This window comes from Dolichospermum flos-aquae CCAP 1403/13F, from assembly GCF_012516395.1.
In the GTDB taxonomy this organism is placed as follows: Bacteria; Cyanobacteriota; Cyanobacteriia; order Cyanobacteriales; family Nostocaceae; genus Dolichospermum; species Dolichospermum lemmermannii.
In genome coordinates this window covers 2,964,224-2,975,309 of the sequence record NZ_CP051206.1, presented here as the reverse complement: position 1 = coordinate 2,975,309, position 11,086 = coordinate 2,964,224, and the positions used below count along the sequence as shown (strand labels likewise).

Below are 11,086 nucleotides of genomic sequence, written 5' to 3'. Positions count from 1 at the left end.
CCTAATGTCCAGCGTTTATCCCCGCCGTCAACGGCAGCTTGAAAGTTTAGTCCAAAAGTTTGGTTTGTCACTAGATTCACCGATAAAGTGGCAATTATTGGACTTGGCTCTCACTCATCCTACCGTCTCTGATACCGCCAATTATGAACAACTAGAGTTTGTGGGCGATGCGGTGGTACGTCTCGTGGCGGCTGAGGTATTATGGGAACATTATGCTGATTGCTCAGTCGGTGATTTTGCCGCTATTCGTTCAGTCTTAGTGAGCGATCGCATTCTCGCCCAACTAGCAAGAGAATATGGTTTAGAATTATATTTATTAGTGGCTGGTAGTGCCACCGCTGATCATGTTGGCCAAGAATCACGATTAGCAGATTCTTTTGAAGCCGTTCTAGGGGCGCTTTACCTTAGCACCAACAATCTTAACCTGATTCGTCCTTGGTTAGATCCCCATTTCCAACAGCTAACCACAGAAATCCGTCTTGACCCTGCTAGGCTTAATTATAAAGCAGCTTTGCAAGAATGGACTCAAGCCCAATTCAAAGTTCTCCCAGAATATCGAGTTTTGGAAGTCAGTCAACCCCACCGCACTCATGAACGCTTCTTTGCTGAAGTTTGGCTACATGAAAAAATGTTAGGACAAGGCAAAGGACGCTCCATTAAAGCCGCTGAACAAGCCGCTGCCAAAGTTGCCTATTCAGCAATTAGCACACCTGTTACAGATCTCTTGTAGTGCGGGCATCTTGCCCGCTACATAAGTACATCATAACACCGGAAAGTGCTGTATAAGTAGGTTGGCGTTGAAAATTGTCGTTATGGCAAGGCAAAAGGCAAGAGGCAAGAGTGAAGAGGGTTTGGGCGATTTTACGTTTCTTTACACAGTTTGGTTTTATTGTGTTCACCTACTTAGATTAAAAAAAGACAGAGATTTCCTCTGTCCTAAAAATATGATAATTAGAGTCTTAATGGCAAAACTTAGTAACGGTCGCGTCCACCACCACCATATCCACCACGTCCACCACCACCACGATCTTCTTTGGGTTTAGCTTTGTTAACTTTTAACCCACGTCCCATCCATTCAGCACCGTCAAGTGCTTCAATTGCGGCTGTTTCTTCTGCCTCTTTTTCCATTTCTACAAAGGCAAAACCTCTTTTCCGACCAGTTTCCCGGTCAGTGGGTAGTTGGACTCTCTTCACGGTTCCATATTCTGCGAAAACCCCAGTTAGGTCATTTTCCGTAACCTCATAGGATAAATTGCCGACGTAAATTGACATTGAATAGCTCCGAACACTAAAAATTTGACTTGTTCTTTAACTATAATATCAGCACTGAGATAAAATCCGCCATAGGACTTAAAAAAGACACATATTGTGTGTGTCTTGATAAAATTATGATTTATTGTGGATGTTCAAACTTAGTAACGGCGAGAATAGCCGCCACCGTCGCCACCCCGTCCACCACCACCACGATCTTCTCTGGGTTTAGCTTTATTAACTTTCAAGCTGCGTCCCATCCATTCAGAACCATCAAGTGCAGCAATTGCTGCTTCTTCTTCTTCATCTGAACTCATTTCTATAAAGCCAAAACCCCGGACACGTCCGGTTTCTCGGTCAATAGGTAGTTGAGCTTTTTTTACAGTTCCATATTCTGCAAAAACCTGCTTGAGGTCTTCTTCTCCGACTTGATAGGACAAATTACCGACGTAAATTGACATTGAATAGCTCCAGAAATTAAAAAATGGGCATTTACAGTATGAATAAAAGAAATGCCTCAACCATATAATACCCGTAATTAAGGTTTATTTTCTAATTGGGCATAGAAATTTTTTCTCCGGTAGCATAACCCTCCAAATCACCAACCGTCCCATACAACAACTAGCCAAAGCCCAAATCACCAAAGTACGACTCACGAAGATGTGGGAGAAGGGTGAGATTTTGTAATTGGCATCGAATAAGACTTGGGTAGTTTTAAATCAGCGAATTCACAGATAGAACTAAAGGCACAAAAACGGCAATGGTTTCCGGGATTTGGGGGAAATATTTGACTGAAGTTACTATTTTTAGCTTCATATTGTTGCAAATCTTCTTGATGTTGATGGGCAATATTTGCTAACTCAGATTCTAAAGATTTAAACTCACTATTACTAATAGTAATTAATTCCGATTTTTTGCCAGCTTCCAAATTATAAAAAGATGCAACTGCGGGTTTACCAGGATAAAGATAACGGGCTGCAAGTAAATAAACTAATGCTTGTCTGTGGTCAAAAGCCGATCTACCAGTTTTAAAATCTAAAATATGTAAGGTGCTATCAGACTCAATAAATATACAGTCCATCGCGGCATATAACCGAAAGCAATAATCTTGTTTTTCAATCACAATCGGTTTAGGAAAACCTTCATCACCGGAAGTTAATTCCAGAATCCGCTTACCTAATAATAAAGGGGCATTTTGATATTTTCTTAAAATTTGTAATACCCGATATTTAACTGTTTCATGGGTTTGACTCAATCTCAATAACCTCGCCACTTTTTCCACACCATCAGCCTGAGTTAACCAATGCAGGTGATGATGAAACTCATATACGCCTTTTTGGGCAAGAATGCCAATGCGCTGGGGTGGGGTAGCTGTTGTCAATAAAGCTTTAACTTGGGGTTCATGCTGTCGCGCTTTGATAAATCCTCTTCTCATTTGGCAATGCCAATGTTCCTGTCCCCGGCTGGGGGCAAATAAAGACCAAAGGTGGTAACTAACAAAGGGTCTATCGGGGGTTGACATTGCTCATGTAGAGTGAGAGAAATTACTTTGGGGATACTTGCGGCTTAGTGGCTGTTCCACAGCTTTGCGGGATGCTTCCTAATAGTAAATAGCAATAATCATGCACGGGAGAGAGTGGCAATATGAGTAACCCTAGCAATTCCGGTAAAATCAAGTTTGGGACTGACGGCTGGCGCGGAATTATTGCCGATGATTTTACTTTTCCCAATGTACGGAAAGTAACCAGGGCAATCGCTAGTTATCTGGAAACTGCCTATAGTAAAGACAAACCTGTTTTAATTGCCTACGATACGCGGTTTTTAGCTGACGAGTTTGCCCGGACATCTGCCGCTGTTTTGGCGGATTTGGGCTGGAATGTGAAAATTACTGATCGGGATTGTCCCACTCCAGTAATTGCCTACAATGCGCGTCTGCTCAACTCCGCAGGGGCTTTGATGTTTACTGCTAGTCATAATCCTGCACCCTATTGTGGGATTAAATATATTCCCGATTATGCAGGTCCTGCAACTCCAGAAATTACTGATACTATTGTCGCCAACATAGAAACAGCATCGGATGAGTTACCTGGAAGTAACCCATCTGGGACAATTTCTACTTTTGATCCGAAGCCCGATTATCTGAATTTTATCTACACCTTGTTGGATGTGGAAAAAATCAAAAGTGCAAATTTAAATGTCAAGTATGATGCCCTTTATTCTACCTCACGGGGATATTTAGATGAAGTCTTGCAACACTGTGGTTGTCAATTAGAAAGTTTCCACGATTGGCGAGATGTGCTTTTTGGTGGTGGTATGCCTGAACCCAAAGGGGAACAGTTAGTTGAGTTGGTGGCAGCGGTGAAAGCTGATCATGCCGATTTGGGTTTGGCTACCGATGGTGATAGCGATCGCTTTGGTATTGTTGATGAACAAGGTAATGTTCTCACTCCCAATACAGTGTTGTTAGTTCTAGCACGGCATTTGATTAAAAACAAGGGTAAGAGCGGTGCAATTGTTAGAACTGTGGCAACTACGCATTTATTAGATAATTTTGCTGCTAAGTATGGCTTGCAAATTTATGAAACTGCGGTAGGTTTTAAATACATTGGTGAGAAAATGCGGGAGACCGCTGTTTTGATTGGTGGAGAAGAATCCGGTGGTTTAAGTATCATTGGCCATATTCCTGAAAAAGACGGGGTTTTAGCAGATATGCTAGTAGCTGAGGCGATCGCTTATGAAGGTAAGCCTTTAAGTCAGTTGGTACAGGAAGCGATCGCTGAAGCTGATGGTCCTTTGTATAACAATCGCTTAGATTTACACCTCACAGAAGCTCATAAGGTTGCCGTGATTGATTCCTATACCCAAAATCCGCCTTCAGAAGTGGCAGGAATTGCGGTGAAAGAGGTGGGAAGGAAAGATGGTATTAAACTGTATTTAGAAGAGGGTAGCTGGGTGTTGCTGCGTCCTTCTGGAACAGAACCTTTGGTGAGAGTGTATATGGAAACTAACTCACCAGAAAAACTTAGTCAGATTGCTAAATTCATGGAAGCTGAAATTGCTAAGTTAGGATAAAATCCCACCCCTAACCCCTCCCCGCTCTTCGTGGAGGGGAATTATCTTTATTTAAAGTTATGATTTTGAAAATATTGGCGAATTTTTTAATATTACTAATTATAGCTATTTGGGTAGTAGCGATCGCTCTTATTTCCGTCCAAAATGCTACTCCTGTATCTTTACGGTTTTTGGTTTTTCAATCAATCCAAATTCCCTTGGGGTTGATGTTGGCTTTTAGTGTGGCTGTGGGTTTGTTAGGTACAGCAGTTTTGCAACCTCTCTGGGGGTTGGGAGAGTCGCAATCTAGGGTAGATGAAGATGCGGAGTTTTTTGTTGATGATGAAGATTTTTAGAAGTTTTTAGATCCCCGACTTCTACAAATTCAATTTGATAAATAACAAAATTGATCAAAGAAGTCGGGGATCTTGATTTTGGGTTTTTCTCACGGAAAGACGCAAAGAGAAATAGATAAAAGATAACCCACTTAATTAATTTTCATGCCGATTTAACCAAGTTACTAAATCAGAGATAGTTTTAATTCGCTCAATTGCTTGTCTATATTGAGTTTCCCATGATTATTGACCTCTGCAAATACCCCCTTGACAATTTCCCCTTTTCCTTAACTTGTCACCAATGGGGATACCTTAATTAAATTCCAAAGGGAACATAGGTGAACATTACCAACAGACCCTCATTTTTTGGGTCTATTTCTTGAGGAGTGCTTTAAAATATCTTTAAAAAATCTTTAAAAAGTCTTTAAAAGCTCTTTAAAAATGCAAATGCACATCTAGAAGAAATTGAAACAGCAATTCAAAAAAATGAGGCGGCTTAAATTGTGGTACGTCTTTATGCAGATGAACAATTTCCTCGCATAGTCAGCGAATTATGATTAGTTCACCCTTCTCTATAAGCCCTTATTTTCCTTCTTTGCGTCTTTGCTCCTTAGCGTCTTTGCGCGAAACAAAGATAGCACCCTTAGCAATAAAGCCCACCTGAGTGGGCTAATGAGGCTGATTTGTGTAGAGAAATAGAATTAATAAGGATCTGAGTCAAATTTCCCGCGCTTCACACTTCTGAGATAATAACCTCGTGACGGTAATTTATTTAAATCGAAAGTGTCACCTCTAGGAACTCGCCAAATTTTGTAGTCGTGATATGTGAGAGGAGTTCCCTTTTTACAAGTTTCTGGAGGATGATCTCCTAAAACAAAATACGCTGAACCTTTACCCGTAACTTTAGCAATACCATATTTATCAACTAGTAAAGATGTTTGTTCACTAATTGCTATCCCTAACGCTTTTGCCGATACACCATCTTGAATTTGCCTAGCAATAAAAACCATAATTCTTCCCATTCTTTTGCGTTCATCGAAATGGGTATCAATGATAGTTCCCCGCAAATGTTTCCACTGGAAAAAGTTATAGGTAAAGGTAATATTCCGGTAGGGATCATCAAGGGCTTCATGAGTTTCAATACTATCTTCACAAGCACAAGAATCATAAACATATTCACTTTGAATCATCGCTCCGGCACTTGTACCACCAATAGCACCACCTTGATCATAAACCGACTTAATAGCAACTTCCAACTTAGTGTTTTTCCAGTGGCGAATATATTCACATTGATCACCACCAGCAAAGAAAATTACGCCAGCATTTCTGACTTTATCAAAAATATCGGTTCGGTTTGCTTCTTGACGATTACGAATGATGAGAGTTTCTACATATTTGACACCTCTCATACTATAAATTAGCTGATTATAATCATCGTTACCAGCAGCACGAATTACTAAAACATTAACTTTAGTATTGCTGTTACTACCACCCCTGACTTGATTAATCATCCACTGAATAGCGTCATCAACATCAGGACCGCCACCACCTAAATTATGAACAGGTCCAGCTAATTTAGGGAGTTTATAAGCTGGTTCAGAGGTGGGAATCTGGCTATCGGCAATGATATCCTCAAAGAACCGTTTTAACTTGGCTGTTAAACGATCTAGGATGCGGTTTACCATCTTCAACAAGCTGTTTTTTGCATTCTGCAAACGCCTGGATGTACTTAGGAATGCCTTTATCATATTATAATCTTGTCAAGCAAACAGCAATCATTTCTAACTTTCGCATTTCTCAGGGCTAAATTCCTAGCGTACAGGGTTTGTACTGTTTTTTTACGGACAATAATCAGAGTAATCTTTAATTCTCTTTACCAGACAATTTCTGCTCGTTCTTCTACTACTCTTTCATAAACCATTTCTGTTTGTTTACCTAATTTTGGCCAGCTAAATCTTTTCTCTAAATCTGCATAAGCATTATTTACCAACCATTGACAATAATCTGGGTTTTTCAGCACTTCTAATATTCCCCAAGCCACAGAGTCCGAGTTGTTTACCCAGGTGGTAATTCCCGTTTTTGTATGTTGAACTACTTCAGGAAAACCACCAGTATCGGAAACTATGACTGGTACGCGGGAGGCAAAACTTTCTAAAGCAACTATCCCAAAGGGTTCATAAAGACTGGGAAAAACTGCACAGTCAGCGATGGTTTGAAATTTATCTAAGTATTCATCAGCCAGGAATCCAGTAAAGTAACACTTGTGCCAAATTCCCAAATCCCAAGCTTGACGTTTAAGATGGTCAGTATTACCACCACCAATTATGACAAATTTAACATTATTTCCCATTTCCCACAGCACCTTGGGAGCGGCATTAAGTAATATAGGTACGCCTTTTTCATAGGTCATGCGACCAAGATAATAGACAATTTTTTCATCATCTGCGGCAAATCGTCGCCGAAAATCTTGAGCATGAAAATCTTTGTGATGTATTTTCTTTTCTGCGCGAATACCGTTATAAATTACGTCAATTTTATCACTAGGAATATATAGTGTTCCGATCATTTCCCGACGCATATATTCACTACAAACGATGACCCGCCAAGCATTATCAGCTAGTGTATATTCTTTATCATGAATATAGTTTTGGGTATCATTGTGAATACCGTTATAGCGTCCATGTTCTGTGGCGTGAATTGTGGCAATTAGGGGAATTTTAAAGGTATGCTTGAGAGCGATCGCTGCATCCCCAACTAACCAATCATGGCCATGAATCAGATCAAATGGACCTTTTTCCCTTAATAACCTGCCGCCATGTTCTCCCATACTCTCATTTAAGTTCACCACCCAGTGGAAAAAATCGTTACTAGGAGCTACTGGGACACGGTGGATATGAATGCCTTCCACGACTTCATACAAGGATGCTGGACCAAATTCTGGCGTGATTAGGTGGATGTCATGGCCTAACTTTATTAGTTCCGGGTACAATTCAGCAACGTGACGAGCAATTCCCCCAACTATCCTCGGTGGAAATTCCCAACTCAGCACTAATATCTTCATTGACTTGACTCCCCGATGATTGACAAAAAATTAAAATATATAAAAACTATATTTATAGCAGGGAAAAGGGCATTAGAAATTAAAAATTCTCGAAAACTCTTAGGAATACTACTGGCTGGCTGATTGACGAAGGAGCATTCACTTGCAGCCGATAGACTTTTTCCGCCAATCCTAAGTATATATAGGAATCACAAATGATATTTCAGTATCTTGTCCAAATCGAAAAAAGCCTTGATTCGTAGGTTGGGTTGTTCGCGTGAGCGTTGCGGAGCAATAGCATGAAACCCAACATGAGCGTTGGGTTGCGCTGTCGCTACAAAAAATGGACAAGGTATTGTTTATGACGATGAATTGATGGTTTTAAAGGCTTAATTGAGATTTAGTCACTTGCGTCACACTAAGTATATGTCATAAAAAGATTATTAATTACCCCAAAATTACGGTTTTGTTTATCAGTAGAATCTCTTACGATTATACCTGTATTGAATATTGAAACGAGTTGGAATTAGAAATTGTAGGGGTTTAGCATTGCTAAACCTTTGTATTCCACAGTGCAATAGAAAACTACACTTCCTTATCAGGTGCGGAAATCAAAAATATGTCAAATAACTCTTTTCTCAGTCAAACCGCGACAACAGTTGTCTTTATTGATTTCTCTGTTTCCAAATATCACACCCTACAAACGGGAATTGTCGAGGGAGTAGAAACAGTTATTCTTTCCCCAGATAGAGACGGGATTGAAGAAATTACCCAAGTTTTACAACAAAATCCCCAAGTTAACAGTGTATATATAGTTGCTCAGGGTTCTCCGGGAAGTTGGTATTTAGGTAATACGCACCTGAGTTTAGACAATTTAGATAAATTACAAGATTATCAATCACTAATCACAACTGAGAAAATTAAGCAGATTCTTCTTGATAACAACAACGGTGGCTTTGAAAGTATCTTTGATAGAGGTAATGGTATAGCTTTTGCTGATCTGCAAGGAGCGCAATCCAACAACTATCAAGGTTCGTCATTCCCTATTCCCCAGGAAGCAACCTCGGTCGCATCTGCGGATTACCGAATTAATTCTCTGTTAAATGGCTACAAATGGGGAGTGACCAGCATTAACTTCAGTTTCTATTCTGGCGGCTCTTACTATGGTAGTGAAACAGATTTGGGTATTGTTAGTGATGGGATTAAAAATAATGTCCGCACTATCCTGAATAACGTTATCGCTCCCCTCATTAATGTTAATTTTGTCGAGGTTGCTGACTCGGCTTCTAGCTATGGTCAGATTCGTTATCTCCTTTCAACGAGTCCTGGCTATGCCTACGCCTACTATCCCTTTTCAACAGATACCAATCAGGGAAATGGTAATGATCGTGCGGGTGACGTGTTCTTAAATCCTACGAATGATAATAGTTCTAGTTTCGGTGGATTTCAAGGGGGACCAGGGACTCATGGCTACCAAACTATCATTCATGAAACCCTACACGCGCTAGGTTTAAAGCATCCTGGTAACTATAACGGCAGTGACGTTGGTAATCCGCCTTACCTTCCCTACGGTGAAGACAATTGGGACAACACCCTAATGACTTACAATTTTAATTCGGGTGCAGAACCAAGTACGCCAATGCCCTATGATGTGTTGGCTTTACAGTACCTTTATGGAGCGAAATCCTATAATTCTAGCAGCACGACCTATAATTTCAACCGTCCTGATTTATATTCTGATGGCTCGCTGACAGTTGGTAGTACACTTTATTATAATAAACTCACTATTTGGGATAGCGGTGGCATAGATACCCTAAATTTCTCTAGTTTAGAAGCCAACGCATCCGGCTATCGGTTTGATCTCAATGCTGGTGGGTGGTTGTCAAGGCTAACAGACTTTAATGGTACAGGATACAATGTCAATGCTGGTCCGCCAGTTAGCTTCACGAGTGGGACAAGCTATTACGCAACCTACAGTGGGACAAGGCTGGCCTACGGGGTAACCATTGAGAATCTAATTAACTCTTCCAGTAATGATTACATTATTGCTAATTCTACTGCCAATGTTTTTAGTGGTTACGGTCTAAGCAATACGACGGGCGCTGACATTATTGAAGGGGCAAATAATTTAGATACTCTAGATTTATCGGAGTTTACCGTTGCCAGTGTTACTCAAACCCAAAGCGGTAGTGACCTAGTGCTTGGACTGGGTTTGGGAAGCTCGGTAACGGTTAAAAATTATTATGATGTGTCGGCGGCTAGTCGCATACAGATTGGATTTTCTAATGCAATCAATGAAATTACTGGTAATCCCTCAATTAACAATGGTCGTACCCCAATTGTAGGAACTGCTGGTTCTGACTGGATAACAGGAGGTCCAGGGGCAAAAACCATTACTGGAGGTGCTGGTAATGATTTCTTCGTGTTTACTGATCTCCGAGATGTGGGACAACGGATTACGGATTTTACTGTAGGAACAGACAAAATTGTCCTTACTCAATTGATTAGTAGTATTAATTACATTGGTATTGATCCTATTGCGGATCAATACATGAGATTTGTCGCCGGAACAGGTAGCAATACTGGTAGTACCTTTCTGCAAATTGATCGGGATGGGATTTTAGGTAGTGCCACATTTAAGAACTTCCTTCAGGTTGATAACATCACTACCACCCAGTTAAATAACGTCAACAATTTTGTTTTCTAATATTTTCTCATCACGACAATTTTCAACACCAACTTACTTACCAGGAACTCTATGTTAACTCAATTCAAAAACCCTCTGATCACCATCGGTATCACCCTAGCCTCTGGTATCAGTGCCATATCAATCTCTACTCCTGCTTACTCTATTAACTTAGTTAATTTAAACACCTTTAGCTCCATTGGAGATGTTAGTAGTAACAACACAGTTATTCAATCAGGTACAACAAATACCGTTGATACTGGTGGTGGTGCTGGTAGTTTAGAGCAATTTTTGGGTATCAATGCGACCAATTTTGCAACTGCTATTCCAGACAATCAATATGGTTCAGCCATTAAAAGTACCTTTAATAATATCAATGCTGGAGATGTGTTTAGCTTCAACTGGAATTTCACAAGTACAGATGCAGATCAAGCTTTTGTCACCATTAACAATAACGTTCAAACCTTAACGGGTAATAGTCTTTATAGCTATACCTTCACTTCTGCGGGAAATTATAACATCGGTATTGGAGTTGTTGATACTGGGGATTCAACAGGTTCATCAACTCTCACCCTAAGTAATGCCACAATTCAGTCCGTTCCTTGGGAAACTGATGCTTTACCAGTATTAAGTAGTACAGTTCTTTTTGGTATTGGTGTTTGGACAAAACGTAAATTCAATAGACATCTCCAATAATTTTTGAACCCCCCAGTCGGTTTTAAC

10 protein-coding genes are annotated in these 11,086 nt (G+C 40.3%); 5 read left to right on the top strand and 5 right to left on the bottom strand.

Features of this window, described 5'->3' with window-relative positions; translation table 11 throughout:
• Positions 1–4 precede the first annotated feature (4 nt).
• Entirely contained in the window at positions 5–730 is a 726-nt protein-coding gene (gene rnc / locus HGD76_RS14410) for a ribonuclease III (RefSeq protein ID WP_168696200.1), read from the top strand.
• A 242-nt stretch (positions 731–972) separates the two neighbouring features.
• Here rnc and rbp (HGD76_RS14405) read toward each other — a convergent pair whose 3' ends face one another.
• From rbp (HGD76_RS14405) to HGD76_RS14395, 3 genes are all read right to left on the bottom strand, one after another.
• The gene (rbp, locus tag HGD76_RS14405; RefSeq protein WP_168696199.1) at positions 973–1,272 is read right to left on the bottom strand and encodes an RNA-binding regulator; all 300 of its coding nucleotides are present in this window, start codon (positions 1,270–1,272) and stop codon (positions 973–975) included.
• Positions 1,273–1,412: 140 nt separating this feature from the next.
• Positions 1,413–1,712: an RNA-binding regulator gene (gene rbp, locus HGD76_RS14400; protein WP_168634267.1), complete on the bottom strand. Its 300-nt coding sequence runs from the start codon at positions 1,710–1,712 to the stop codon at positions 1,413–1,415.
• A 191-nt stretch (positions 1,713–1,903) separates the two neighbouring features.
• Positions 1,904–2,773 carry a PD-(D/E)XK nuclease family protein gene (locus tag HGD76_RS14395; RefSeq protein ID WP_148761154.1) on the bottom strand — a complete coding sequence of 290 codons (870 nt, stop codon included), beginning with the start codon at positions 2,771–2,773 and terminating at the stop codon, positions 1,904–1,906.
• A gap of 122 nt (positions 2,774–2,895) precedes the next feature.
• Between HGD76_RS14395 and HGD76_RS14390 the strand changes: the two genes are divergently transcribed.
• Both HGD76_RS14390 and HGD76_RS14385 read left to right on the top strand, forming a co-directional pair.
• Positions 2,896–4,323 (top strand): phosphoglucomutase/phosphomannomutase family protein, encoded by a 1,428-nt coding sequence (locus HGD76_RS14390; protein ID WP_168696198.1) that lies wholly within the window; start codon positions 2,896–2,898, stop codon positions 4,321–4,323.
• Positions 4,324–4,382: 59 nt separating this feature from the next.
• Entirely contained in the window at positions 4,383–4,658 is a 276-nt protein-coding gene (locus tag HGD76_RS14385) for a lipopolysaccharide assembly protein LapA domain-containing protein (protein ID WP_210967640.1), read from the top strand.
• A gap of 680 nt (positions 4,659–5,338) precedes the next feature.
• On the opposite strand, the gene HGD76_RS14380 is transcribed toward HGD76_RS14385, so the two are convergent.
• Together HGD76_RS14380 and HGD76_RS14375 are read right to left on the bottom strand one after the other, a co-directional pair.
• On the bottom strand, positions 5,339–6,385 hold the full coding sequence (locus tag HGD76_RS14380; RefSeq protein ID WP_210967639.1) for a cyanophycinase: 1,047 nt from the start codon (positions 6,383–6,385) through the stop codon (positions 5,339–5,341).
• Positions 6,386–6,510: 125 nt separating this feature from the next.
• Positions 6,511–7,698 (bottom strand): glycosyltransferase family 4 protein, encoded by a 1,188-nt coding sequence (locus HGD76_RS14375; protein ID WP_148761144.1) that lies wholly within the window; start codon positions 7,696–7,698, stop codon positions 6,511–6,513.
• 598 nt (positions 7,699–8,296) lie between these two features.
• Between HGD76_RS14375 and HGD76_RS14370 the strand changes: the two genes are divergently transcribed.
• Together HGD76_RS14370 and HGD76_RS14365 are read left to right on the top strand one after the other, a co-directional pair.
• Positions 8,297–10,384: a DUF4347 domain-containing protein gene (locus HGD76_RS14370; RefSeq protein WP_168696196.1), complete on the top strand. Its 2,088-nt coding sequence runs from the start codon at positions 8,297–8,299 to the stop codon at positions 10,382–10,384.
• A gap of 51 nt (positions 10,385–10,435) precedes the next feature.
• Positions 10,436–11,059: a PEP-CTERM sorting domain-containing protein gene (locus HGD76_RS14365; protein WP_168696195.1), complete on the top strand. Its 624-nt coding sequence runs from the start codon at positions 10,436–10,438 to the stop codon at positions 11,057–11,059.
• Positions 11,060–11,086 lie beyond the last annotated feature (27 nt).